The organism is Streptomyces sp. STR69 (genome assembly GCF_024519455.1).
Taxonomy (GTDB): Bacteria; Actinomycetota; Actinomycetes; order Streptomycetales; family Streptomycetaceae; genus Streptomyces.
Genome location: NZ_JALJRY010000015.1, coordinates 82,492 through 108,075, shown reverse-complemented (window position 1 = coordinate 108,075; position 25,584 = coordinate 82,492). Strand labels below are relative to the sequence as shown.

The following is a 25,584-nucleotide window of genomic DNA, read 5'->3' as shown; positions in this document are numbered from 1 at the left end:
ATTGACGGAGAGGCGCGAACATGGAAGATCTGTCGACCCCGGAGACCCCTCCCGAACGCCGCTCTGGACGGATCGGCATCGGCCTTGCCCTGGATTCGGTGCATTTCAAGATCCTGGATGTACTGCGCACCCAGGGCCGTATCTCCGTCGCGGCCCTCGCGGAACGCGTCGGTGTCTCGCGCGCGAACGCCTACACCCGCCTCGAAGCCCTGCGTGCCGACGGCGTGATCAACGGCTTCAGCGCCCGGGTCGACCACACCCGGGTCGGGCTGGAGATCTGCGCCCTGATCTTCGTCACGGTCCGCCAGGAGCTGTGGAAGCAGTTCCGCACGGCTCTCGCCCAGATGCCTGAGGTGGAGTACTGCGCCGTCACGACCGGCCAGCACGACGCCATGATCCAGATCCGGGTGGCCGACGTCTCCGCCGTGCACCGCCTGGTCACCGACCGGCTGTCCACGATTCCCGCGGTCCGCGCCACCGAGACGGTGATCATCCTGGACGAGGTGCTCCGCCGCCCCTACGTCCTGCCGTCCGCGCCCCGCTCCAGCGAGACGACGGCAGGCACTCCCCAGGACACCTCCGGCACGAGCCAGTTCGGCATGACCCGCTTCATCCGCGCCGCCGAGGGCCGGGCCGACCTCCAGCGCACCTCCGATCCGGAGGAGTGACGGGCACCGGACTCCGTGCCCCGAGGCCGCGCACGCCCGGGGCATTGTCAGTGGTGGCAGGCAGGATGACGTCATGACTACAGCAGCTGCAGTGATCGTGGATGCCGCCGGCTACGCGCAGGCGGTCGAGGACGCGGTGAAGGCGTCGGCCGCCTACTACACCGGGGGCACCTCGGTGCTGGACGACGACTCCTACGACCGGCTGGTGCGCGGCATCACCGCGTGGGAGGCCGACCATCCCGATCAGGTGCTGCCCGACTCCCCGTCCGGAAAGGTCGCCGGCGGCGCGGTCGAGGGCGATGTCCCGCACACGGTGGCGATGCTGAGCCTGGACAATGTGTTCTCCCCCGAGGAGTTCACCGCCTGGACCGTCTCGCTGGCCCGAAGAACCGACCACGAGATCACGCGGTTCAGCGTCGAGCCGAAGCTCGACGGCCTGGCGATCGCCGCCCGCTACGTCGACGGCCGCCTCACCAGGCTGATCACCCGCGGCGACGGGACGGCCGGGGAGGACGTGTCCCACGCCATCGGCACCATCGAGGGCCTGCCCGCCGAGCTGACCGAGCCGGTCACCGTCGAGGTGCGCGGCGAAGTCCTCATGACCACCGCCCAGTTCGAGTACGCCAACGAGGTCCGCACCGCGCACGACGGACAGCCGTTCGCCAACCCGCGCGGCGCCTCGGCGGGCACCCTGCGCGCCAAGGAACGCGCTTACACCGTGCCGATGACGTTCTTCAGCTACGGCCTGCTGCCGCTCGCCGACACGGAGGCGGGGCTCGCGGAGCGGCTGGGCGAGCTCGCGCACAGCGAACTCATGGACCGGACGGCCGCGTTGGGCATCAACACCACCGCCACCACACCCGTGCCCGGCATCACCGCCGACACGGTCGAGGAGGTGCTGACCCGGGTGCGCGAGATCGCCGCGCTGCGGGCCGGGCTGCCGTTCGGGATCGACGGGATCGTCATCAAGGCCGACCTCGCCGCCGACCAGCGGGCCGCCGGGTCGGGCTCGCGGGCCCCGCGCTGGGCGATCGCCTACAAGCTCCCCGCCGTGGAGAAGATCACCCGGCTGCTGGAGGTGGAGTGGAACGTGGGCCGCACCGGCATCATCGCCCCGCGCGCCGTCCTGGAACCGGTGGAGATCGACGGGGCCACCATCACCTACGCCACCCTCCACAACCCCGGCGACATCACCCGCCGCGACCTGCGCCTGGGCGACCATGTCATGGTCCACCGGGCCGGCGATGTCATCCCGCGCGTCGAAGCGCCTGTCGCGCATCTGCGTACCGGCGAGGAACAGCCCATCGTCTTCCCCGAGGTGTGCCCGCGCTGCGGTTCCGGCATCGACACCAGCGAACTGCGCTGGCGCTGCGAACAGGGCCGCAACTGCCATCTGGTCGCCGCCCTGTCCTACGCCGCCGGCCGCGACCAGCTCGACATCGAGGGTCTGGGCCACACCCGCGTCGTCCAGCTCGTCGAAGCGGACCTGGTCGCCGATCTCGCCGATCTGTTCGCCCTGACCCGCGAGCAACTCCTGGGTCTGGAAAGGATGGGCGAGACCAGCACGGACAACCTCCTCGCCGCGATCGTCACGGCCAAGGGGCAGCCACTGTCCCGGGTGCTGTGCGCGCTCGGGGTGCGCGGCACCGGCCGGTCCATGTCCCGCCGTATCGCCCGTTGCTTCGCCACCATGGACAACATCCGTGCCGCCGACGCGGAGTCGATGCAGCGGGTCGAGGGCATCGGCACCGAGAAGGCGCCCTCGATCGTCGCCGAACTCGTCGAACTGGCCCCGCTCATCGACAAGTTGGCCGCCGCCGGGGTCAACATGACCGAACCCGGCGCGACCCCGCCCGCTCCCGTGACGGACGACGCCGCGGCCGACGGCGACGGCCCGCTGGACACGGCTGCGGGTGCGGCCACGGCGGACGGTCCGCTGGCCGGGATGGCGGTGGTCGTCACCGGCGCGATGACCGGCCCGCTGGAGAAGCTGAGCCGCAACGAGATGAACGAACTCGTCGAACGTGCCGGTGGCCGCTCCTCCTCCAGCGTCTCCAAGAAGACCACCCTGGTCGTCGCGGGCGCCAACGCGGGGTCGAAGCGCGCCAAGGCCGAATCGCTCGGCATCCGGCTGGCCACCCCCGAAGAGTTCGCGATCCTGATCGCCGACTACCTCGACTGAGGGAACAACCCGGGCCGGTCGGCCGTTGTTCATCATGTGCGGCCCCGGCTGGTCTCCCCCGTCCAGTCGGGGCCCCTTTCACTCCGAGGGGCGACCTCCCGCACTCCGCGGCAGGGGCAGAATGGACGCCACACAGCCGCTGCGGATGGGGAGTTCATGGACACGCGTACGTTCGACGCGCTGACGGAGTCGATGAAGAGCGCGTACGTCGCGGGTCTCGGTGAAGGCGCCGCGCCCCGCCCGGTCATCATGCCGCTCGTGCGCGGCGAGTTGGTCGGGCTGATCTGGCTGCGCCCGGTCGAACCCGGCCGGGACGCCCTCACCGCGATCGCGTCGCTGTCGAACATCGCCGCGGCGGCCGGCGCCGACGAGGTCGTCCTCGCCTGGGAGACCCATGACGTCGCCACCGTCTGCGAACTTCCCGTCGACGGCCCGTCACCGTGCCTCAACATGGTGCACGCCACGAAGGCCGGCCACACGCTCCACCAGTTCCCCTACACCGAGGACCCGGCATCAGCCGAACCGCACTGGCAGCCGGCCCCGGCTCCCCAGCCCGACGGCAAGCTGGTGCCGCCCGTACAGGCCGCCGTCGACTATGCCTTCACGCCCCTCGATCTGGACCACCCCTCGCCGTTCGGCGTCACGGTCGTCCTGATGGAAGAGGACGGCTACAACCTGCGCCTGACGGAGGCGTTCGCCTTCTGACCACCTCGGGGTCCGATGACATCATCATTCGGCACTCAGCAAACTGCCGTTACAGACATGACACAGTTCATGGCGCGACGGCACCTCGCGCCCACCCCGGGCCTAGGCTGTGCCGGTGACCAGTGTCGATGTCGCCGCAGGACCCGCCGCCGAGAGCGGCCCCGAGCCGCGCACCCAGTCCCTGATGCTGACCTTCTTCGGCGCCCATGTACTGGGGCGGCCCATCGCCGTGTCGTCGGGCAGCGTGATCGCCGCGCTCGGCAGGCTGGGCAGCACCGAGGAAGCGGTGCGGACCACCCTGAACCGCATGGTCAAACGTGATCTGCTGGAGCGCAGCCGTCAGGGCCGCAAGACCTATTTCGGACTGACACCGCACGCCGTCCAGGTACTGACGGACGGCCGCGACCGCATCTGGCGCACCGGCGCGGTGAACCGGGACTGGGACGGCCGCTGGACGATGGTCGGTTTCTCGCTGCCCGAGGCTTGGAGCCGCGAGCGGCACGATCTGCGCTCCCGGCTGATCTGGGCCGGCTTCGGCCCCCTGCAGAACGGCCTGTGGGTGGCCCCGGCGCCCGTCGACGTCCGCGAGATGGTTGCGGGCCTCGGCCTGGAGCCGTATCTGCGGGTGTTCCGGGCCGAGGTGGAGTCGCCGACCGACGTCCGCGAGGTGCTTGAGCAGGCGTTCGACGTACCCGCCATCGGCGCACGGTACCGGGCGTTCCTGGAGCGCTGGGACCGCACCGACCCGCTGCCCGCGACGGCCTCCGGCGACGAACTCGCGGGCCAACTCCTGCTGCACACCGACTGGTTGGACCTCGTACGACGGGACCCGCACCTGCCCGCCGAGCACTTGCCCGCGGACTGGCCGGCCGCCCAGGCGGAGACCGTCTTCCGCGGCCTGGCCAGCCGCTGGGACCGCCCGGCGGCACGCGCCGCGGCACATCTGCTGGACACCCTGACGCTGGGCTGACCCCGGCTCGCACCGGATCCGATGTGCCCCCATGCGGACCCGTCCGCCTCTTTATTGGTCAGTCTCTTGACGGCAATGAAAAAAGAGCCCTACATTCGCAGCGCTCTTCCAGCTCGGCCTCCCCACTCGACCCGCGGAGCCGCCGTCATGCCCCGACCCCGTTTCTCGACCCTCGCCGCAGCCTGCGCGACCGCCCTTGCAACCGCTCTGATCGGCCCGGTGTCCAGCGCCCACGCCGCCACCGCGACCCACTACTCCGGCACGCTGACCGACGGCGCCACCTGGATCGCGGACACACCCGACCACTGGAACGGCACCCTGCTGCTGTTCAGCCACGGCTTCGGCCCTACGACCGCTGCCGACGCCCCGTCGCCCGCGGTGGCCCAGGCCCTGCTGGCCGCCGGTTACGCCCTCGCCGGCTCCTCCTACGACCCGAACGGCTCGATGTGGGCGCTCGACTCGGCCGAACGGGATCAGTTCGCCGCGCTCACCGCGTTCCGCCGACAGGTCGGCACCCCGACCCGCGTCATCTCGGTGGGCCAGTCCATGGGCGGCCTCGTCAACGCGGAGATCGCCCGCGACGGCGCCGGCCGAATCGACGGTGCGCTCGGCCTGTGCGGCCTGGTCGCGGGCGGTGTCGACCTGGACAACTACCAGCTGGACGCGGAATACACGCTGGCCACGTTCTTCGATCCCGCCGACGCCGACGACCTGGTGAGCCTGGACGGTCAGGCCGACGCCGGCGCCCTCGCCGGTCGGCTCACAACGGCTGTGGAGACGGCGCAGCAGACTCCGGCGGGACGCGCCCGGATCGCCCTGGCCGCCGCCTACCTCAACCTGGCCGACTGGGCACCCGGCCAACAACCGCCCGCCCGCGGGGACTTCGCGGGCCAGGAGCAGCAGCAGTACGCGTGGCTGGCTCAGGGGCTGCTGGGGTTCATCGTCCCCGCGCGCTGGTCGGTGGAGCAGTCGGCCGGCGGCAACACGTCCTGGAACAAGGGCGTCGACTATGCCGGGCTGCTGCGCGGGTCCGCCCACGCGAAGCAGGTCGAGGCGCTCTACCGTGACGCCCGGCTCGACCTGCGCACCGATCTGAACCGGCTCACCCGTGGTGCGGACATCACGGCCGACCCGGCCGCGGTGGCCCGTCTGAAGCGGACCTCGACCGCCGGGCAGGGCCTGGCCGTGCCGCTGCTGGACATCCACACCACCGCCGACCAACTGGTGCCCGTGGAACAGGAATCGGCCTTCGCCGGGCGGGTGCGCGCGGCCGGCGACTCCTCGCTCCTGCGCCAGGCCTATGTGGCCCGCCAGAGCCACTGCAACTTCACCACCGCCGAAGTCGTCGCCGGTCTGCACGCGGTGGAACACCGACTGGACACCGGGCACTGGGGCGACTCCGCCTCTGCCGCCCAACTCCAGCGCAGCGCCGATGAGTTGGGCCTCGACGGCGCGGCCTTCACCGACTACCGACCAAGCCGCCTGACCGGCACGCGCTGATCCCGAAACGCTCGCCCCATCTCCGTCCCGTCCCCGCCCCGTCCCCGTTCTGCATGCATCAGGAGTCCTCCGTGTCGATGACGACCGAATCCTCCGCCAGAACCGCCACCGGCCCCGGTCTGACCACCGGCACCCTGGTCGCCGGTCTCCTCGCCGTCTGCCTCGCGCAGATCGGCCTGGCCATACCGGCCACCCTCAACGGGCTGTTCCAGTCCGACCTGCATCCGGTCGGTTCCCAACTCACCTGGATCTCCGACGCGTTCCTGCTCCCGGTCGCCGTACTGGAGCTGACCTTCGGCCTGCTCGGCGACCTCTTCGGCCGCAAGCGGCTGCTGGTCGGCGGCGCTTCGCTGCTGGCCGTGGGCGAGTTGGTCAGCGCCACCTCCTCCGGCGTCCACCAACTCTGGACCGGACAGGCCCTGGCAGGGCTGGGAGCCGCCGCCCTGTTCCCGACCTCGCTGGCCATCCTGGCCGCCGGCACCACCTCACCCGCGCAACGGGCCCGCGTCATCGCGATGTGGGCGGCGCTGCTGTCCACCGGCGGGTTCATCGCACCGCTGCTCGGTGGCGTCACCGCCACCTACGGCTCCTGGCGCTGGTCCTTCGTCGTGGTCACCGCCGTCGCCGTGGCGAGCATCGCGGTCAGCGCCCTGTTCGCCGTCAACTCCAGTGCCCCTGAAGGCCGTTCACTCGACATCGCGGGACAGGTCACCATCGGCCTCGGCCTGTTCTCCCTGCTCTACGCCATCATCCAGGGCCCCACGGACGGTTGGGCCTCGCCCTCGATCGTCATCGCCTTCGTCCTGGCGGCCGTGTTCCTCGCCGCCTTCGTGCTGGCCGAGAAGCGGGCCAAGTCCCCGCTCCTCCGCCTGGACCTCTTCCGCAACCGCGCCTTCGCCGTCGCCTCGGTCGTGGCGGTGGTGGGCATGTTCGCCTTCCTCGGCACCGCCTACTCCGTGAGCATCCGGCTCGGTCCGGTGCAGGACCAGGCGCCGATGCGCACGGGCCTGGCGTTCGTCCTCCTCAACGGCATCACCCTGGCGATGCTGCCGCTGACGGAACGGCTGCTGCGAACCGTCGCCCCCGGCCTGCTCCTGGGGACAGGGCTGCTGTTGATCGCGGCGGGCGACTACTGGGCGGCCACGCTCCCGATCACCGACACCGCCTTCACCTCGCTGATCCTGCCGCTCGGTCTGGTCGGCCTGGGCTTCGCGATCACTGTCTCGTCGATCACGGCGACCGCCGTGAACACCGTGCCGACCCACCTGGCCGGCATGGCGAGCGCCACCACCAACCTGCTGCGCGACTTCGGCTTCACCCTCGGCCCGGCCATCATCGGCGCCGTCGCCCTGAGCCGCGCGGCAAGCAGCTTCACCGACTCCCTCAACAACTCCGCCCTGCCCCAGGCACTGAAGGGCGCCGGCACGGCCGTACTGGAAGAGGGCGGCCCGCTCGCGGTGAACGGCGCCTCGGCGGCCTCCCCGAAACTGGCCGACCTGCACCCACTCGCCCTGGACGCCCTCGGCCACGGCTATTCGATCGGCTTCGTCGTCTGCGGCAGCGCCGCCCTGTGCTCGGCGCTGCTCGCCCTCGCCACACTCCGGGGCCGCAGAGCTTCCTCATCCTGACCACAGGAGCGAGCGCGCGGGCGGGTGACGACGTGTGGCCGACGCGGAGTCCGACGAGCTGTAGGGCAGGATCCCGAAGTAGGGCGGCAAGCCTGGAGCTCCGACCATCGTCACAGAGACACGGTAGGGACGGTCTCTTCTCCTCGTCCGCCGCCGACCGGATCGTCGAGGCACTGGGAATCGCCGGGCACGAGTGATCCAGGTGAACGCCGACGCCGCCGCCTCGTAGGACCGCGCCAGGACTTCGCCATGTCGGAGTACTCGAAATGATCGACCCGGCCGCAGGGTCACCGGCGCGGCGAAACCAGCAACCGTCGCAGCCGCAGGGCGAGTTGGATCTCCAGGGCGCGGGCCGGGGCCTGCCAGTCCTCGCCTAGGAGTCCGCCCACGCGCTCCAGTCGCTGCGCCACGGTGTTCACATGGACGTGCAGGTCGTCCTTCGTGCGGGCCGGGCTCATGCCGCAGGCGAAGTACGCGTCGAGGGTGCGCAGCAGATCGGTACCGCGACGCTCGTCGTACCGCATGACCGGGCCGATGGTCCGCTCGACGAATCCGCCGATGTCGCGGTCCCCGGCGAGGAGCAGTCCGAGGAAGCCGAAGTCCTCGGCGGCGGCTCCGTCTCCACAACGGCCCAGGAGACGCAGGGCGTCGAGGCAACGCAGGCCCTCCTGGTAGGCGTTGACCACGGCGTCGGGCGCCGCGGCGGGCTTCTCGACGGGCCCGGAGGCGCCGACGGTGACCGCTTCGTGGACCGCCGCTCCCAGGTGGGCGGCGGTGCGGCGGGCGAGGTCCGTGGGGGTGTCGCCGGAGTCGAGGGGCAGCAGCAGGACGGTGCCCCCGTCGCGGGCGGCGGCCAGGCCGTGCCGGGTTCCGGCGAGATGCGAGGCGGCGGACCACAACCGTCTGCGGGCGGCAGCCTCCTGGTCGGCGTCGCCCGCCGGGCCGTCGAGCCGGGCGGCGAGGACGACATGGGTGGCGTCCAGGTCGGCGTGCAGCCGGGACGCGCGGTCCCGCAGCAGGCGTGGGTCGCGGTCGCGGGCGTCGAGCAGGTCGTCCAGCAGCTCCCCGCGGACGCGCTGTTCGGCCTCGGCCGCCGACCGGCGGGCGAGCAGGAGCAGGGAGGTGACCATGGCGGCGCGCTCCAGGGTGCGCTGGTCGACGGGGTCGAGTCCGGGGTGGCCCCGCAGCACGAGAGCACCGAGCAACTCGCCTCCGGCGGCGACGGCGGCGATCCAGTCGTCCCGGTGCCGGACCGCGTGTCCCTCCGTACGGGATGCCTCCAGTGCTTTCGTGGGTGAGGCGTCGGTCTCGGTGAACTCGACGACTCCGTCGAGGACTTGGGAGACGGCGGCGGCCACGTCCTGGACCCCGCCGCCGCGCAGCACGAGTTCGGCGAGCCGGTCGTGGATGTCCGAGGCGCGCTCGATGACTCGACTGCGGTCCTGGATGATCTCGTTGGCGCGCTCCAGGCCGGCGAGCGCCGAACGGGTCTCCGTGAGGAGGTTCGCGGTGTCGATGGCGGCTGCGGCGAGCGCGGCGAAGGAGCCGAGCAGCGCGATCTGCCCCCGCTCGAAGACCCGCGCCCGCCGGTCCGCCGCGAACAGCACCCCGATCACGCGGTGCCCGAGCATCAACGGCACTCCGAGGATCGCCACCAGCCCCTCGTCCCGCACCCCGGCGTCGATGGTGGGAGTGTGCTGAAAGCGGTCGTCCTTGAAGTAGTCGTCGGTGACATAGGGCCGCGCCGTCTGGGCGACGAGTCCGCCGAGTCCTTCGCCCATGCCCAGGCGCAGTTGCTGGAAGCGGGCCGCGACCGAGCCCTCGGTGACCCGCATACAGGTGTCGCCCCTGGTCGGGTCGTTCAGGCTGAGGTAGGCGACATCGGTGCCGAGCAGCGACCGGGCACGCTGGACGATCGCCCGCAGTACGGCGTCCAGGTCGCGCAGGCCTGCGAGATCGTGGGCGGTCTCGAAGAGCGCGGACAGCTCGGCCTCACGTCGTCGGCGGCCCTCCTGCTCCGAACGCACGTGCAGCGCGAGCGACTTGGCGTGTTCGAGTCCGGCGATCAGCTCGGCCGGTCTTCCCTCGGCGCGGGCGAGCAGCACTGGCTGCTCGTAGGCGTCGGCGGAGGCGCCCCGGGCCAACAGCTCCAGGAACGGCGTCTCGGCACTGCTCGGTCGCGCTCCGGCACTGGTGAGGGTGGCGGAGCGCTCGGCGGACTGCGCGTGATCGCTGGACATGCTCACAGGATTCCCCATCGCCGGGCCGACCGGTCAGGCCTGTGGATAACCCCGAATCGCCTGCGCATCGGGCGGTTCAGTGCGCGGTCCACCCGCCGTCGAGCACCAGCGAGGTGCCGGTGACGAAGGACGCGTGCGGGCCGCACAGATAGGCGACGGCCTCGGCGACCTCCTCCGGCTCGATGAGCCGTTTCACCGCGCTGTCCCGCAGGAGCACCTCGGTCAGCACCTGCTCCTCGGAAATGCCGTGCGCCCGTGCCTGGTCGGCGAGCTGCCGCTCGACCAGTGGGGTGCGCACATAGGCGGGATTCACACAGTTCGAGGTGACGCCGTGGGGTGCGCCTTCGAGGGCGGCGGTCTTGGAGAGTCCCTCCAGACCATGTTTGGCGGCCACATACGCGGACTTGAAGGCGGAGGCTCGCAGCCCATGGACCGAGGACATATTGACGATCCGGCCCCATCCCTGCGCGTACATATGGGGCAGGGCGCCACGGATGAGCCGGAAGGGTGCCTCCAGCATCACGGTGAGCACCGTGTGGAAGACGTCGGGCGGGAACTCCTCGATGGGGCGCACCAGTTGCAGCCCCGCGTTGTTCACGAGCACATCCGTGCCGGCGGCGGCGTGCTCGGCGGCGTCCAGGTCGGTGAGGTCGAGGACATGCGGTTCGACGGTGCCCGCCAGGTCCCGCGCCCGCTCGGCGAGGGCCGCGAGTCCCGGGGCGTCCACATCGACCGCTCTGACCTTCGCCCCGGCGGCGGCCAGCCGCAGGGTGCAGGCACGGCCGATACCGCCGGCGGCGCCGGTGACGAGTGCGATACGGCCACCGAGGTCGAGGAGAGGGGTGGTGTGGGGCCCCGAGAGGGGACTGGGCGCGGTCATGTGTCGAGCCTAGGCAGGGCTGTTGCCCCAACACATATGGGCCGAGCCCATACTTCAGTCAGAAGTCGTGGTGTCGAACCATGTGGGTGCGTCAGCCAGGGTCTGCTTGATCCGGAACAGTTGGTGATCGCTGAGTTCGGGCAGCGCGTCCAGCTCGAACCAGCCGACCTCCAAGGACTCGTCGTCGTTCACGGCCGCCTCGCCGCCGACGGCCCGGCACTGCAGTGTGATGTCCATGAACTGGCAGGCGTCACCGTTCGGGTAGCTGATCGGTCCCCCGGCCTTGACCATGACGATCCGCTCCGCCACGCACTCGACGGCCGTCTCCTCGAACACCTCGCGCACCGCGCACACCGCGGGCTGCTCACCGGGCTCGGGAATGCCGGAGGGCAACGCCCACTCGTGGTTGTCCGACCGCTTGCCCAGCAGAACGCGTCCCGCGTCGTCGAAGACCACGGCGCTCACCCCGGGAAGCCACAGCAGTTGGTGCCCGGCGGATTCCCGGATCGTACGAATGAAATCAGGAGTAGCCATGGTCCGACCCTAACGGGACGATCCATGGCTACTCCACGAACTGCCGTGCGTGCGGCGGGCGTACAGCGGGCGTACGGCTACACGTCGCCCGCGCGCCGTCGGCGCACACCCGCGCCGATCGCCCAGCCGAGTCCGCCCGCGGCGACGAGGACCAGGGCCATTTCGGGCAGGATGCCGAGCTTGGTGGCCGGTGTCTCCGAGGAGCGCAGCGGCACCTTCTGGACCAGGGAGTCGGCCACGAACATGCCGGTCTTCTGGGTGATCTTGCCGTCCGGCATGATGATCGCGCTGACGCCGCTGGTGACCGGGACCGTGACAGTCCGGCTGTGCTCGACCGCGCGGACCCGGGACATGGCGAGCTGCTGGTAGGTCATCTCGCTACGGTCGAAGGTCGCGTTGTTGCTGGGCACCGAGATCAGCTGGGCGCCGTCGGTCACCTCGGAGCGCACGGCCCAGTCGAAGGCGGCCTCGTAGCAGGTGACCAGGCCGATCTTGGCGCCGTTCATGGTGAACACACCCGGCTTGGTGCCCCGGCTGAAGTCCTGGCGGACCATGCTGGTCCAGTTCTTGTTGATCGCCCCGAGGAGAGAGCGCATCGGGAGGTACTCGCCGAACGGCTGGATCTGCCGTTTGTCGTAGGTGTCGGTCGGTCCCTTCACCGGGTCCCAGAGGATCTGCTCGTTGTAGAGCTTGCCGCCCCGCTCGACCACACCGCCGACCGAGATGGGCGCGCCGATCGCCTTGGCCGCCTCGTCGATGTCCGTGTACGCCTGTGCGTCGGCGAAGGGGTCGACGTCGGAGGAGTTCTCCGGCCACAGGACCACGTCGGGCTTCGCGACCTTGCCGGCCTTGACCTTCGCGGCCAGCCGCAGGGTCTCCTTGACGTGGTAGTCGAGGACGGCACGGCGCTGGGCGTTGAACTCCAGCCCCGCGCGCGGGACGTTGCCCTGGATGACCGCGACGGTCGTGGTGCCGTCCTCGGCCTTGTCGCTCACCAGGGATCGCGCCGCCACCGCGCCGACCACCGGTACGGCCACGCTCAGCAGGGCCACGGCCGCTGCGGATCGCCGTACCTCATGGGTGCGCCGGGTCTCCAGGGCCAGGCGCACGATCTCGTACAGGCCGAAACCGCACAGGACGACGGCGAAGCCGAGGACCGGGGTGCCGCCCACCGCGGCGAGCGGCAGGAAGACGCCGTCCGCCTGGCCGAACGCGATCTTGCCCCAGGGGAAGCCGTGGAAGGGGGCACGCGCGCGTACCGCCTCACCGGCGATCCACAGGGCCGCCGCCCACAGGGGCCAGGCGGGTAGTTTCGACACCGCGGTGATGCCCGCGCCGACCAGCGCGACGAAGATCGCCTCGACGGCGACCAGCGCGAGCCAGGGCCCGGGGCCGACCTCTACGCCGGTCCACACCAGCAACGGCAGCAGGAAACCGAGGCCGAAGAGGTAGCCGAGGCCGAGGCCCGCCTTCCAGCTGCGGCCACGAAGCACCCACCCGAAACAGGCGAAGGCGGGCAGCGCCAGCCACCACAGTGTGCGGGGCGGGAAACTGACGTAGAGCAGCACTCCGGAGAGGGCGGCTACGGCGGCCGGGACCAGACGGACGAGCCGGGCAAGGCGCGCTGCGGGCGCGGCCTGGGGCTCCAGCTGGTCCGACTCGTCCACGGAAGTTGCGGTGACGGTCACTCCGGGAGTGTACGGCGGTTGACCTTGGGGCCGACAGCACGGTCCGGATCGCAGCACGGGGCACTGAACAGGCCGGGAGCCGCATCGTTCCTGCGCAACTCGTCCACAAATCGGTCATCAGCCGTTACGGTGTGCCGGAGCCCCTGTCGTGCGGTCGGTCCAGGCCGGCGGCCGGGGTCGGTCACGGGTCGGGGGGCTCGGTTCGGGGGGCGGCGGGGTGGGTTCCACGGGGATGGCGTCGGCGACCGGTCCGGACGCCGACAGTGAGAGACGAAACGTTTCGGATGCCGTGGGTGTCGCGGTGCTCGGGGCGTGTGCCGCGTGGTCGCTGATCACCGCCGCGATGCACGACGGCCGGCCCGAGGGGGTGCTGCTCGCGGTCCTGGCGGTTTCCGCCGGGTACGCGTCGGGGCGGATCTCCGGGGCGCTCGTGCCGGTCGCCGCGCCCTGTGCCGGGGCGCTGGCGGGCCTCGGTCTGGCGCTGGCCGAACCGCGTCTCGCCCCGGGCCCCCAGTTCGTCGCCCCGCTCGGCGACGCCGGTGCCACCGCAGCCCTGCTGACCCTGGCCGTCGGTTGCGCGTGCTGCGCGGCCTGGGCCGCCCCGGCCCCGGCACTGCGGCTCGCGCTGCGGCTGGTCGCGGCCGGGATCACGGTCACCGCTCTCGTCCTGGGCTCGGTCTCGGGGTTCGTCACGTGTACGGCGGTGTTGTTGTGCTCGTTCGCCGCCGGCCGGATGCGTCACCGCGGTCTCGGAGTCGTGGGCCTCGGCCTGGCCGCGGCGCTGATGACCGGGGCCACCTGGGCCATCGCCGGAAACGTACTGCCGGACGGGCTCACCGAGTCCATGGAGGGCCAGCTGAGCCCGCACCGGGTCCAGCTGTGGCAGGACGCCCTGCACATGGCGCACCGGGATTCCGCCCTGGGAGTGGGCCCGGGGCGCTTCGGGGAGCTGAGCAACGCGGCGGCCGAGGCTCTGCTGCCGGACGGGAAGCCGCACTCGGCGCCGTTCCAGATGGCGGCCGAGCAGGGGATCGTCGGTGTGCTCCTGCTGGCGGCGGCCTTCTGCTGGGTGCTCCACGCGTTGTGGCGCACTCCGCGTTCCACCCCGATCGCGCTCACCGCGGGGGCCGCGCTGACAGGGCTCGCGGTCATAGCCTCGGTGGGCAACGCGCTCAGCTTCACCACCGTCACGGCCGGCGCGGGTTTCCTCGCCGGACTGGCCACGGCCCACCCGATCACCGACGGCGCCTCACGCACCGCCGGGGAGGCACGCGCGCGTGGCGATCACCTGGCGCCGTGAATGACGTCAGTGCACCGCGCCGGGCGTGGGCGGCACCAGCCGGTCCGTGATGATCCGTACGGCCGCCTCCGCGTTGTCCACGGTGATGGTGAACGTGTGCCCGTCCCACAGTCGCAGCACGATGCCCTCGCCCCGCCGTACGACGACGGCGGTGCCCTTCTCGGGCCGCCAGCGGTAGCCCCAGCCGCCCCACTGGCGCGGGGTGACGTGCGGGGCGAACTCGGCGCCCGCGACGCTGGCGAGGGGGATACGGCGGCGCGGCACACCGATGTGGCCACAACGCACTTCGAGGGTCTCCGTGTCGACCTTCAGGGCGACGTGCACGAAGGCGAGCGTGCCGAACAGCATGAGCAGTCCGGCCGCGATGCACCCGACGACAGACATGGCGAGCGGGGCGACACCGGACGTCCAGGCGGAGTCCACGGCCAGCTCGATGCCGAGCGCCATGCAGGCGGCACCGGCGAGCGCCAGCAGCCACTGGAACCGGTTGGTGGCGCGTCCGGTCCAGATCTCGGTCTGCGGGAAGGTTTCGTCGCGGGGGTGGTCCCTCATGCCTACGAGACTACTCAGGTTTCGCTGCGCGGGAACCGCGTTGCGCAGGGTGACCGTTTTGCGCAACGACAAGGTGGACGCGCAGCGTCCGCTTCGTCGCCGGTGGTCAGTGGGCGGGGGTGACGGCCCGCAGCAGTCGGCCTTCCGCGTAGGCCGCCGCCTCGACGGGCAGCGGGCCCTCACGACCGCTCAGCAGCACCGTCAGGGTGCCGTCGGCCGACGCCTCGGGGGCGGGCTGCACACCGATCCGACGCAGCGCCTGGGCGGCGACCGCGTCGGCGGAGCCGTGCAGGACGAGCGGCGGGCGGTCGGGGCGCTGGACTGCGGCGCGGATGCGTTCGGCGACGATTTCGTAATGGGTGCAGCCCAGGACGACGGTCGTTACATCGTCGGGGGTGAGCGCGACGGCCGCGGCGATGGCGGCGTCGATGGCCGTCTCGTCCGCGTGTTCCACGGCTTCGGCCAGTCCCCAGCACGGGACCTCGGTCACCGGCACACCTTCGGCGAAGTCCTCGATGAGGCCCCGCTGGTAGGGGCTGCCGGTGGTGGCGGGTGTGGCCCAGATCGCGAAGGGTGTGCCCGCGGCGGCGGCCGGCTTGATCGCCGGGACAGTGCCGATGACCGGGATGCCCGGCTCCAGGAGGTCCCGCAGTGCGGTCAGGGCGTGGACCGTCGCGGTGTTGCACCCGATGATCAGGGCGTCGGGCCGGTGCGCGGCGGCGGCCTCGGCCACGGCCAGCGCGCGCCGCGTGAGGTCTTCCGGAGTCCGCGGTCCCCAGGGCATGCCGTCGGGGTCCAGGGAGAGTACGAGATCCGCGTCGGGGCGCATGCGTCGTACCGCCGCGGTGGCCGCCAGAAGGCCGATTCCGGAGTCCATGAGCGCGATCTTCACCCGGCCACGATAGACGATGGCCTCTGTGGAGCCGCCTCCGTGGGGCAAACTGCGCCCGTGAGCACCGTCGTGTGGACCGCCGCCGTATCACTCGCCGCCTGGCTGTGGCTGCTGCTCTGTCAGGGCTTCTTCTGGCGCACGGATGTCAGACTGCCGGCCCGTACCGACCCGGACGACTGGCCGTCGGTCTGCGTGGTCGTGCCGGCCCGTGACGAGGCCGCCGTACTGCCGGAGAGTCTGCCGTCGCTGCTCGCCCAGGACTATCCCGGGCGGGCGGAGATCTTCCTTGTCGACGACGGGAGTTCGGACGGCACCGGGGACCTGGCCCGTGAACTCGCGCGGGCACGGGGCGGGTTGCCGCTGACCGTGGACTCCCCCGGTGAACCGCCGGCGGGCTGGACGGGCAAGCTGTGGGCCGTACGGCACGGTGTCGAGCTGGCACGCGCGCGTGGCCCCGAGTATCTGCTGCTGACGGACGCGGACATCTCGCACGCCCCGGACAGTCTGCGGGAGTTGGTGGCGGCGGCGCGCACCGGCGGCTTCGACGTCGTCTCGCTGATGGCCCGGCTGCGGGTGGAGAGTCTGTGGGAGCGGCTGGTGGTGCCGGCGTTCGTCTACTTCTTCGCGCAGCTGTATCCGTTCCGCCGGATCGGCCGGAAGGGCGCCCGCACCGCGGCAGCGGCGGGCGGCTGTGTCCTGTTGCGTGCCGACACGGCCGAGCGGGCGCGGATCCCGGACGCCATCCGGCACGCGGTGATCGACGACGTGGCACTCGCGCGTGCCGTCAAGGGCGGTGGGGGCCACATCTGGTTGGGGCTCGCCGAGCGGGTGGACAGTGTGCGCCCGTATCCGCGACTGCACGACCTGTGGCGGATGGTCTCGCGCAGCGCGTACGCGCAGCTGCGGCACAACCCGCTGCTCCTCCTGGGCACCGTCGTGGGGCTGGCGCTGGTGTATCTCGTGCCCCCGGTGGCCCTGTTCGTGGGGCTGGGCGCGGGCAGCGCTGGGGCGGCGGTTCTCGGCGGGCTCGCGTGGCTGGTGATGACGGGGACGTACGTCCCGATGCTCCGCTACTACGGGCAGCCGTTGTGGCTCGCTCCCCTGTTGCCGTTCACCGCGTTTCTGTACCTCTTCATGACGGTCGATTCCGCGGTGCAGCACTACAGGGGACGCGGTGCGGCCTGGAAGGGCCGCACCTACGCGCGTCCTGACGCCGTCGTCGGCGAGGAGAGCTGAGCGTTCACTTGCGACCTGGTGTCCAGTTCATGCCCCACCCGTAGATGCGGTCCACGGTCCGCTGCGGGCTCACCCCGCGGTCCGGGACGAGGTAGCGGGCCTCGCGCTGGACGACGAGGTCGCCCCCGGTGTTGGTGATCAGGGCGAGCGCGCACACCGTGGAGGGGACCGTGCACTCGTCGAGCGAGAAGTCGATCGCGGCGCCGTGCTGCGGCTGGAGGGTGACGGTGGCGTGCAGGTCGGCGAAGGAACGGGCGCCTTCGTAGATGGTCACGAAGACGAGGATGCGCCGGAAGTCCTTGATGTGGTCGAGGTTGACGGTGAGGTTCTCGCCGCTCGCCGACGCGCCGGTGCGGTCGTCGCCGTCGAGGTGGATGTACGGCGGCAGTTGAAGGGAGCCGTACGCGTTGCCCAGGGCCTGGACGACGCCCTTGCGGCCGTCGGCGAGTTCGTACAGGGCGCACAGGTCGAGGTCGAGGTCCGCGTGCATCGCGACCGCCCGGCCGCGTTTGCTGCCCCAGCCCGAGAACTGCTTGCGCACCTCCCAGTTGAGGTTCACGCGCATGGCACCCGAGGTACCGCCCTGCTTGGTCAGGGAGACCGAGGGAGCCGCCTTGGTGAGGGTCACCTTGGAGAGCCGGACTGGGGCGGTGGGCGGCATCGGGGGCGGAGGGGGCGGCGGCGCCATGGTCACGGGTGGAACCACGGTCACGGGCGGCGGGGGCAGGTTCACCGGCGGTCCTGAGGGTGGCGGCATGGTGGCGGCCGGTGCCGCCTGCTGCGGTTCGTCCACGGTGATGCCGAAGTCGGTCGCCAGGCCTTCGAGCCCGCTGCCGTAGCCCTGGCCGACGGCGCGGAACTTCCAGGCGCCCTGGCGGCGGTAGAACTCGCCGAGCACGAAGGCTGTCTCGACCGTCGCGCCCGTGCTGTCGAAGCGGGCGACCACGGTGTGCTGTGCGGCGTCCCGGACCTCGATGTACAGATCGGGGACCTGGCCAAACGTTCCGCCGTCGGCGGAGGCGGCGAGGACGACGCGGTCCACGGCGGGCTCCACGCGCGCGAGGTCGACGAGCAGGGTGTCGGTCATCCGCCCGCCGGCGTTGCCCTTGCCCTCGTGACGGACCGCGCCGGAGGAGTGCGTCGGCTGGTTGTAGAAGACGAAGTCGCCGTCGGTGCGGACCTTCCCGTCGACCAGGAGCAGGGCCGAGGCGTCCGCGTCGGGGACTCCGGGGCCGGACCGCCACCCCAATTCGACGCGCAGTGCCGTCGTCGGCACCGGAACATTCGATCCTTTCGGCATTGACATGTCTGCCCCCATCACGTGTCGCCGTGCCAGGTCACGCCCCGGCAGCCCATTGGGTGTCTACTCGCACAACCTATTCCCCGGGGCCGCGAACGCCCATGAGGAGCGCGGCAACACCCGTGGCCAACCGCTGGTAACCCGCCGGGAACTCGGGCTTTACACGATCCGAACACGGATCCATGCCCTTTTTTGACAAGTTCGCTCGCATTGGGGATCCCATGCCACTGCCGACACGGAAAACAACCCTCTAATCGGTCTCCCCAACCACCACATCGTGGGCTTAACTTATGTGCCATGACCTCCCCCCGCTCCACTTATGGCGGCGGCTACTACTCCGCCTCCTTCCCGGACACTCCGATCTACGACTCCCTCGTGGCCGAGCGGGGGACCCCGCAGATCGCACCGATCCGGGTTCCCGCCGCGTACGACATGCCGGGGAGCAACCTGCCCGCGCTGCCGTCGGCGCTGCCCGCCCTCCCGGCCGGCCCGTCGCAGACCCCCTACGGCTACCCGCAGGCGCAGCAGCCCTCGCCGCTGCAGCAGGCGCCCGCCGCCTACATCCCGCAGCAGGCCCCGCCGCGCGGTTACGGCCAGCAGCAACAGCAGCCGCGTCCGATGGCGGCTCCGGCCGGCTACGAGGCGATGCGTCCGGCGGCTCCCCGCCCGGCCCCCGCTCCGTACCAGCAGGACCCGTACAGCAACAACCAGCAGTACCGCGGTTACTGATCCGCATCCTGCGCTGTCGGTGCCACCTGGCACGATGGAGTGATGGGGAATGCGGAGCTGCGGTCGATCCACGTTCATCCGGTCAAGGCGCTCCGGGGCTTCTCTCCCCGGGAGGCTCAGGTGGAGCCTTGGGGGCCGGCCGGTGACCGACGCTGGGCGCTGATCGACGACGGGGGAAAGGTCGTCACGCAACGCGAGCACCCGCGTCTCGCACTGGCCGCCGCCGAGCTTCTGCCCGGCGGCGGTGTTCGTCTGTCCGCGCCCGGCCTCGACCCGCTGACCGTGCCCGTTCCGGAGCCGGTCGCCACCGTGGCGATGGAGATCTTCGGTACCAAGGTGGACGCGGTACCGGCCTCGGACTCCGCGCACCTGTGGTGCAGCGCGTATCTGGAGTTCGGGGTCCGTCTCGTCCACATGGACCATCCCGCCACGCGCCGCCCCGTCGACCCTCAGTACGGACTTCCCGGTGAGACGGTCGGTTTCGCCGACGGCTATCCGCTGCTGCTGACCTCCGAGGCCTCCCTCGACGCCCTGAACTCCCTGATCGCGCAAGGTGATTACCCGGCCGAGGGGCCGCTGCCCATGAACCGGTTCCGGCCCAACGCCGTCGTGGCGGGTACGGCTGCCTGGGCCGAGGACGACTGGTCGCGTCTCGCGATCGGCGAGGTCGCCTTCCGGGTCGTGAAGATGTGCGGGCGCTGCGTCGTGACCACCACCGACCAGGGCACCGCCGAGCGCGGCAAGGAGCCGTTGCGCACCCTGGCCCGGCACCGCCGTATCGGCGGCAGGCTCATCTTCGGGCAGAACCTGGTGCCCCTGTCCACCGGCACGATCCGCGTCGGTGATCCGGTCCGGATTCTCGCGTAGGCGGGGATCCGCCGATGAGGGTGCGGGTCGGGAACCCTCCCCGTGGGCCCGGTCGTTGAGATCCGTGAGAAGTTCATGAGAGGCCCCGGGAGAGGTGATTTCGCTCTCTCTTCGACACCGGTCTCGCGTGGACGGCTCTCCCAGGAGTTATCACGGAGCGGGAAGGGGGTGCGGGACGGTGGGAGCAATCAGGGGTCTGTGGCGCTGGCGGCGCAATCCGCTGCGTCGCGCGACCGATCTGGTCGAGGCCTGGCTGGCCCTCGTGGTCCTGCTGCTGGTCCTGATCGCCGCACCCTTGATCGGTTCGCTCGTCGGCGCCGTCGCGCAGGACACCCTGCAGCGGTCGGTGCGGGAGCAGCACGCGGACCGGCATGCCGTGACGGCCACGGTGGTCAAGAAACTCAAGGGGACCGAGATCGACCCCGACCCCGACTCGGCCACCGCGCGGGACGTCCGCACCCGGGTCCTCGCCGACTGGACCGCGCCGGACGGCACCGTCCAGCACGGCGCGGTGATGGCGAGCCTCAACACCCCGCACAAGGGCGACCACTTCAGGCTCTGGACGGACCAGCACGGCCGCATAGTGACCCGCCCGCTGGACTCGGCCACGGCGACGACGCACGCCGTGCTCGCCGGGTTCGGTGCGGCGCTGCTGACCGCCGGGCTCGTCGACAGCGGCCGACGGTTCGTGCTGTGGCGCATGGTCCGCCGCAGGTACGCGCGTTGGGACCGGGCATGGGAGCGGGCGGGCCCGGACTGGGGCCGGACCGGCACCGGCAGCTGACAGCCTTCCGGCTCTGGTCAACCCACCGCCCGCACGCACGCTACGGTGGACCGGCGAAGGCTTCGGCATCAACCCGCGTACCACGAGGTGGGGGCACAGCAGCGCCATGGCACAGGGCACGGTCCAGGTGACGCACACCGGTACATCGAGGTGGCGGCGCCGCACAGGTGAGTACGCGTCGCTCGCCGCCGCCCTGGAGGCCGCGGCCGAGGGAGACGTCCTCACCGTCGCTCCCGGCACCTACCGGGAGAACCTCGTCGTCCAGCGGTCGGTGACCCTGCGCGGCCCCGAGGGTTCGCCCGGCTCGGTGCGCATCGCGCCCCTGGACGGCGTGCCGTTGACCGTCCGCGCCTCCGCCGCGGTCCAGGACCTGCATGTCGAGGGCCAGGACTCGGCCGCGCCCGCGCTCCTTGTCGAGGAGGGCGCACCGGAGTTGACGGACCTTCGGATCGTCACGCGCTCCGCGTCCGGCATCGAGGTGCGCGGCGGTGCCCGCCCCACCGTGCGGCGCTGCACGGTCGACAACCCGGCCGGCATCGGGATCGCCGTACTCGACGGCGGTGGCGGGGTGTTCGAGGAGTGCGAGGTCGTCTCGGCCGGCCAGGCGGGCGTCGCGGTCCGCGCGGGCGGCCACCCGCGCCTGGAGCGCTGCCGCATCCACCACGCGTCGGGCGTGGGCCTGTCCGCCACGGGCGAGAACTCCTCGCTGGAGGCGGTGGGTTGCGAGGTCTACGAGACACGCGGCAGCGGCGTGCAGATCACCGCCCGGGCCACCGCGCACCTCACCGACTGCGATGTGCACCGTACGGCCGCGGACGGCGTCACGCTCGACACGGACGCGGTGCTGACGCTCGCCGACTGCCGTATCCACGACATCCCGGAGAACGCGGTCGACCTGCGCTCCCGTTCGGTCCTGACGCTGACACGGACGACTGTGCGTCAGTTCGGGCGCAACGGACTGTCGGTGTGGGACCCGGGCACGCGCGTGGACGCCAACCAGTGCGAGATCTTCGACAGCACGGGCGACTATCCGGCGGTGTGGGTCAGCGACGGCGCGACGGTGGTCCTCGACTCCTGCCGGGTGCACGACGTACCGGACGCGCTGTTCGTGCTCGACCGCGGCTCGCGCGCGGACGTCGTCGACAGCGACATCTCGCAGGTGCGCAACACGGCCGTGTCGGTGAGCGACGGCGCGACCGCGCAGCTCGACGACTGCCGGATCCGGGACGCGGCCACGGGCGCCTGGTTCCGCGACCACGGCAGCGGCGGCACCCTGAACAACTGCACGGTGGACGCCACCCAGACCGGCGTGATCGTCACCAAGGGCGCCGACCCCACCATCGAGCGCTGCACGGTCGACTCCCCCGCCGAGGCCGGTTTCTACGTCTCCGCGGGCGGCCGGGGCACCTTCCAGGGCTGCCGGGTGACGGGCAGCGGTGGCTACGGCTTCCACGTCATAGACGGCTGTCGTACGACGCTCAAGAAGTGCCGTACAGAGCGGTGCGCGCGCGGTGGCTACGAGTTCGCGGACGCCGGACCGGACGCGGGGCCCGGCACCGGACCCGTCGTCGAGGACTGCACCAGCGACGAGAGCGGCCTCAAGCAGCCCACCGCCCATGAGACGGCCGTGGAGACGGCGAGCCAGTCGACCAGCGTGCTGGGCGCGATCCCCGGCCAGCGCACCGCCGAACAAGCGCCCCCGGTCACCGCGCCGGAACCGGACAAGGAGTCCCGCACCTCCAAGGCGGTCCTCGGTGAACTCGACGCGCTGGTCGGCCTGGACAGCGTCAAGCGCGAGGTGCGCTCCCTCATCGACATGATCGAGGTGGGCCGCCGCCGCCAGCAGGCCGGCCTCAAGGCGGCTTCCGTCAAACGGCACTTGGTCTTCACCGGCTCCCCCGGCACCGGCAAGACGACGGTCGCCCGGCTCTACGGCGAGATCCTCGCCTCGCTCGGCGTCCTGGAGAAGGGGCATCTGGTCGAGGTGTCCCGGGTCGACCTGGTCGGCGAGCACATCGGTTCCACGGCGATCCGCACCCAGGAGGCCTTCGACAAGGCGCGCGGCGGGGTGCTGTTCATCGACGAGGCGTACGCGCTGTCCCCGGAGGACTCGGGCCGCGACTTCGGTAAAGAGGCCATCGACACGCTCGTGAAGCTGATGGAGGATCACCGCGACGCGGTCGTGGTGATCGTCGCGGGCTACACGGCCGAGATGGAGCGGTTCCTGTCCGTCAACCCCGGTGTGGCGTCCCGTTTCTCACGGACCATCACCTTCAGCGACTACAACCCCGAGGAACTGCTGAGGATCGTCGAGCAGCAGGCCGAGGAGCACGAGTACCGGCTGGCCGAGGGCGCGTCCGAGGGGCTGACGAAGTACTTCACCACGATCCCGAAGGGTGCCGCGTTCGGCAACGGCCGTACGGCGCGGCAGACCTTCGAGGCGATGGTGGAGCGGCACGCGAGCCGGGTCGCCCATGTCCAGGAGCCGAGCACGGACGACCTGACCCTGCTCTACGCGGAGGACCTGCCCGAGCTGCCCTGAGGCGGCACCTCGGGCCGCAGCCTCGCCAACAGCCGTGCCCGCTCCTCGGCGAACGCCGGATCGGCCTGGTAGTCGGAGTGGCCCAGGATCGGGGCGGGCAGCGGGTGTTGGGCGGTACGGCCGTACTCCAGCGGGTCCTTGAGGGGACCGTGGTCCACCTCGGGGCCGCAGTCGCCGGTCAGGCGCACCGGGCCGCCGATGGGGTCGGTCAGCCGGTACAGATTGCGCCAGCAGTCGACCTCGTGGTGCAGACGGCTGAGCGCGGCCGGTCCGAAGTGGGCGGGGAACCAGCGGCCGTAGAGGCGCTCCAGGGGTGAGCCGTAGGTCAGGAGGGCGACTCGTTTGCGCTGGGCCGGTTTGAGCTGCCAGGCCGCGGCGGCGGCGAGGACGCTGCCCTGGGAGTGGCCGGAGATGACGAGCCGGCCGCCGGTGGCGCGGGTCCAGGTGGCGATCCGCCAGGTCAGGTCGGGGACCGCGCGCTCGGCGTAGCAGGGCGGGGCGAAGGGGTGGGCGGCGCGCGGCCAGAAGGTTCCGACGTCCCACAGGATGCCGATGGTGCGCCGCGCGGAGGGGTCCTTGTAGGCGCGCCTGCCCCAGGTGACGAAGAGTACGAAGCCGAGCCCGATCAGCCAGGAGCCGAGGCCCTGGGAGGTCTGGGCGGCCCCGTGTACGAAGGCATGACCCCCCTGCCCTGCCCGCGACGGTGTTCTGTCGGTGGTGAAGGCACCGATCAGCGCTCCGGCACCCAGGAGCAAGGTGGCGGTCGCGGTGACGGCGACGAGGAGGGGGCCGCGGTCGGTGAGCGTGGCCATCGCGCGCGTGCTCGCGATCCGGGCGGTGCGCGTCCGGTCCTTGCGCCCACCCGGGTAGTCGAGCGCCACGGCGGCCAGTTCGCTACGGCGCAGCCGCCAGGTGCGGTGGCCGAGTGCGCAGCAGAGGACGAGTACGACGACCAGGAGCAGCGGGATCACCGAGGCCTGCCAGGTGAGCAGGACGGGCGGGCCCGCGATGGACGTGCCGGTGCCGTCCAGCCAGTCGGAGACCCGCTGGGACACCCCGCCGGACATCACACCGCCCAGGGCGCAGGCCAGCATCGCGACGGCCGGTCCGCCGAGGCCGCGCATCGCGGCGCGCGGGTCGGGGTGGGTGCGCTGCAGCAGGTGGGCGACGACCGCGAGGACGATCACCAGCAGACCCTGGACCAGGGCGATTCCACCGAAGACGGGGTCTCCCGGCAGCCGGCCGGAGGACTCCCATCCCGGACGCGACCAGCCGGCGTACAGCAGAGCGAGAACGAGCAGCAGGAGCGCGCCGAGCGGCAGGCGTCGTACGAGACGGCGGTCCAGGGCCTGGTCTAGGCGGTGCTCGCTGCGGCCTCGGCGGCACACGACGTAGACCACGACGAAGGCGAGGCCGGCGAGCGCGGCCTCCAGGAGCGCGCCGAGGCCGACCAGTGCGTGGGAGCCGTCGGGGCCGCGGTCGAAGCGGGCCGCCGAGACGGTGACGGCAGCGGCGACCACCAGGAGGCCGGCCGCCGTGTGGGCGGCACGGAGCCGGGCGACCAGGCGGCGGCCGTACCAGAAGCCGGGGCGGCCCAGGGCACTGCTGTCGGGCTCGTCGTCGGGCTCGGCTCTGCGGGGCATCGGCTGCTGGGACTCGTACTCGCTCCAGGTACGGCGCGAGAGGTACCAGAGCAGCACGGTCAGCGCGGTCGGCACCAGGGCGGCGAGCGCGAGGCGGCGGCCGGGGCGGCTCCACCAGCTGTCGTGCGACACGGCGGGCGAAAGGAAGCCCAGCCAGGAGTGGCGCTCGGCGCACGCGCGCGTGCCCGCGCACTGCCAGGCGGCGAGATCGAGGGCGACCTCGCAGGCCGCCGCCACGAGCAGCACGGTCAGGGTGAGTCCCGCGAGCCGCACCAGCAGGCCGTAGAAGCGCACCGTCCGTTTCCGGTCGCGCGCGGTGGGGCGCATCCAGTGCGCGAGGTTGACGACCATGAACGGCAGCAGCAACAGCCACAGGGCGCGGGTGCCGTTGCCGGAGGTCAGGTTGCACCAGACGTACGCCTCGCGGATCGGTCCGGTGCGGCCGTCGGCGGTTCTGGACTCGGCGTCGACGTCGGCGGCGCGCCGGAAGACGGCCGCTGTGTCGTCGCCGGTGATCCGCACCGTGCGCGGATCACCGAGCATCGCCTCGGGTGTGGCGCCGCCGACTCCGTGGACCAGGAGTTCCAGGGCGGGTTCGGTCCGGTCGGGCCGTCCGGCGGGCTCGTCGACCCCGCTCGTGACGGCATGTTCCTGCACACGCTCCACTGTTCGCACATCCCCCGTGACGCACCGTCTGGCTGTGTTCGTGTGCACAACAGGATCGCCCCTTCCGGCGCGTCGCAC

General features: G+C 71.6%; 20 protein-coding genes. 12 read left to right on the top strand and 8 right to left on the bottom strand.

Annotated elements, in window-relative coordinates:
* Nucleotides 1-20 precede the first annotated feature (20 nt).
* The 6 genes from OC490_RS27125 to OC490_RS27100 all read left to right on the top strand — a co-directional run bounded on the left by OC490_RS27125 (nucleotide 21) and on the right by OC490_RS27100 (nucleotide 7,653).
* Complete coding sequence (locus tag OC490_RS27125; RefSeq protein WP_262060624.1) at nucleotides 21-668, top strand: Lrp/AsnC family transcriptional regulator; 648 nt, start codon at nucleotides 21-23, stop codon at nucleotides 666-668.
* A 73-nt stretch (nucleotides 669-741) separates the two neighbouring features.
* Nucleotides 742-2,850, top strand: a complete 2,109-nt coding sequence (gene ligA, locus OC490_RS27120) for an NAD-dependent DNA ligase LigA (RefSeq protein ID WP_262060623.1) — start codon at nucleotides 742-744, stop codon at nucleotides 2,848-2,850.
* 156 nt (nucleotides 2,851-3,006) lie between these two features.
* Nucleotides 3,007-3,555 (top strand): hypothetical protein, encoded by a 549-nt coding sequence (locus OC490_RS27115; protein WP_262060622.1) that lies wholly within the window; start codon nucleotides 3,007-3,009, stop codon nucleotides 3,553-3,555.
* Nucleotides 3,556-3,664: 109 nt separating this feature from the next.
* Complete coding sequence (locus tag OC490_RS27110) at nucleotides 3,665-4,525, top strand: PaaX family transcriptional regulator C-terminal domain-containing protein (RefSeq protein WP_262060621.1); 861 nt, start codon at nucleotides 3,665-3,667, stop codon at nucleotides 4,523-4,525.
* Nucleotides 4,526-4,672: 147 nt separating this feature from the next.
* On the top strand, nucleotides 4,673-6,025 hold the full coding sequence (locus OC490_RS27105) for an alpha/beta hydrolase (protein WP_262060620.1): 1,353 nt from the start codon (nucleotides 4,673-4,675) through the stop codon (nucleotides 6,023-6,025).
* Nucleotides 6,026-6,102: 77 nt separating this feature from the next.
* Nucleotides 6,103-7,653, top strand: a complete 1,551-nt coding sequence (locus tag OC490_RS27100; protein ID WP_262060619.1) for an MFS transporter — start codon at nucleotides 6,103-6,105, stop codon at nucleotides 7,651-7,653.
* Between the two features lie 287 nt (nucleotides 7,654-7,940).
* On the opposite strand, the gene OC490_RS27095 is transcribed toward OC490_RS27100, so the two are convergent.
* The 4 genes from OC490_RS27095 to lnt form a co-directional block, all read right to left on the bottom strand.
* A complete protein-coding gene (locus tag OC490_RS27095; protein ID WP_262060618.1) occupies nucleotides 7,941-9,893 on the bottom strand; it encodes a helix-turn-helix domain-containing protein in 1,953 nt (650 codons plus the stop codon).
* A gap of 76 nt (nucleotides 9,894-9,969) precedes the next feature.
* Nucleotides 9,970-10,773 (bottom strand): 3-hydroxybutyrate dehydrogenase, encoded by an 804-nt coding sequence (locus tag OC490_RS27090; RefSeq protein WP_262060617.1) that lies wholly within the window; start codon nucleotides 10,771-10,773, stop codon nucleotides 9,970-9,972.
* A 54-nt stretch (nucleotides 10,774-10,827) separates the two neighbouring features.
* Nucleotides 10,828-11,307, bottom strand: a complete 480-nt coding sequence (locus tag OC490_RS27085) for an NUDIX hydrolase (RefSeq protein WP_262060616.1) — start codon at nucleotides 11,305-11,307, stop codon at nucleotides 10,828-10,830.
* 77 nt (nucleotides 11,308-11,384) lie between these two features.
* Nucleotides 11,385-12,995, bottom strand: a complete 1,611-nt coding sequence (gene lnt, locus OC490_RS27080) for an apolipoprotein N-acyltransferase (RefSeq protein ID WP_262060615.1) — start codon at nucleotides 12,993-12,995, stop codon at nucleotides 11,385-11,387.
* 232 nt (nucleotides 12,996-13,227) lie between these two features.
* Here lnt and OC490_RS27075 point away from each other — a divergent pair, with 232 nt between their 5' ends.
* Nucleotides 13,228-14,295, top strand: coding sequence for an O-antigen ligase family protein (locus tag OC490_RS27075; protein ID WP_262060777.1), 1,068 nt, complete (start codon nucleotides 13,228-13,230; stop codon nucleotides 14,293-14,295).
* Between the two features lie 6 nt (nucleotides 14,296-14,301).
* Here OC490_RS27075 and OC490_RS27070 read toward each other — a convergent pair whose 3' ends face one another.
* Both OC490_RS27070 and OC490_RS27065 read right to left on the bottom strand, forming a co-directional pair.
* Nucleotides 14,302-14,847, bottom strand: coding sequence for a hypothetical protein (locus OC490_RS27070; protein ID WP_093630682.1), 546 nt, complete (start codon nucleotides 14,845-14,847; stop codon nucleotides 14,302-14,304).
* 106 nt (nucleotides 14,848-14,953) lie between these two features.
* On the bottom strand, nucleotides 14,954-15,739 hold the full coding sequence (locus OC490_RS27065) for a glutamate racemase (RefSeq protein WP_262060614.1): 786 nt from the start codon (nucleotides 15,737-15,739) through the stop codon (nucleotides 14,954-14,956).
* A 69-nt stretch (nucleotides 15,740-15,808) separates the two neighbouring features.
* Here OC490_RS27065 and OC490_RS27060 point away from each other — a divergent pair, with 69 nt between their 5' ends.
* A complete protein-coding gene (locus tag OC490_RS27060; protein ID WP_410099052.1) occupies nucleotides 15,809-16,975 on the top strand; it encodes a glycosyltransferase in 1,167 nt (388 codons plus the stop codon).
* A gap of 4 nt (nucleotides 16,976-16,979) precedes the next feature.
* Here OC490_RS27060 and OC490_RS27055 read toward each other — a convergent pair whose 3' ends face one another.
* Nucleotides 16,980-18,275, bottom strand: a complete 1,296-nt coding sequence (locus tag OC490_RS27055) for a TerD domain-containing protein (protein WP_262060776.1) — start codon at nucleotides 18,273-18,275, stop codon at nucleotides 16,980-16,982.
* A gap of 297 nt (nucleotides 18,276-18,572) precedes the next feature.
* On the opposite strand from OC490_RS27055, the gene OC490_RS27050 reads away from it, so the two are divergent.
* The 4 genes from OC490_RS27050 (at nucleotide 18,573) to OC490_RS27035 (ending at nucleotide 23,197) form a co-directional block, all read left to right on the top strand.
* Entirely contained in the window at nucleotides 18,573-19,004 is a 432-nt protein-coding gene (locus tag OC490_RS27050) for a DUF6643 family protein (protein ID WP_019075119.1), read from the top strand.
* A gap of 42 nt (nucleotides 19,005-19,046) precedes the next feature.
* Nucleotides 19,047-19,871: an MOSC domain-containing protein gene (locus tag OC490_RS27045; RefSeq protein WP_262060612.1), complete on the top strand. Its 825-nt coding sequence runs from the start codon at nucleotides 19,047-19,049 to the stop codon at nucleotides 19,869-19,871.
* Between the two features lie 178 nt (nucleotides 19,872-20,049).
* Nucleotides 20,050-20,655: a hypothetical protein gene (locus OC490_RS27040; protein ID WP_262060611.1), complete on the top strand. Its 606-nt coding sequence runs from the start codon at nucleotides 20,050-20,052 to the stop codon at nucleotides 20,653-20,655.
* A 106-nt stretch (nucleotides 20,656-20,761) separates the two neighbouring features.
* Nucleotides 20,762-23,197 (top strand): right-handed parallel beta-helix repeat-containing protein, encoded by a 2,436-nt coding sequence (locus OC490_RS27035; RefSeq protein ID WP_262060610.1) that lies wholly within the window; start codon nucleotides 20,762-20,764, stop codon nucleotides 23,195-23,197.
* Here the strand turns inward: OC490_RS27035 and OC490_RS27030 are convergent.
* Nucleotides 23,167-25,506: a lipase family protein gene (locus OC490_RS27030; protein ID WP_262060609.1), complete on the bottom strand. Its 2,340-nt coding sequence runs from the start codon at nucleotides 25,504-25,506 to the stop codon at nucleotides 23,167-23,169. The two genes, OC490_RS27035 and OC490_RS27030, sit on opposite strands and share 31 nt — an antisense overlap.
* Nucleotides 25,507-25,584 lie beyond the last annotated feature (78 nt).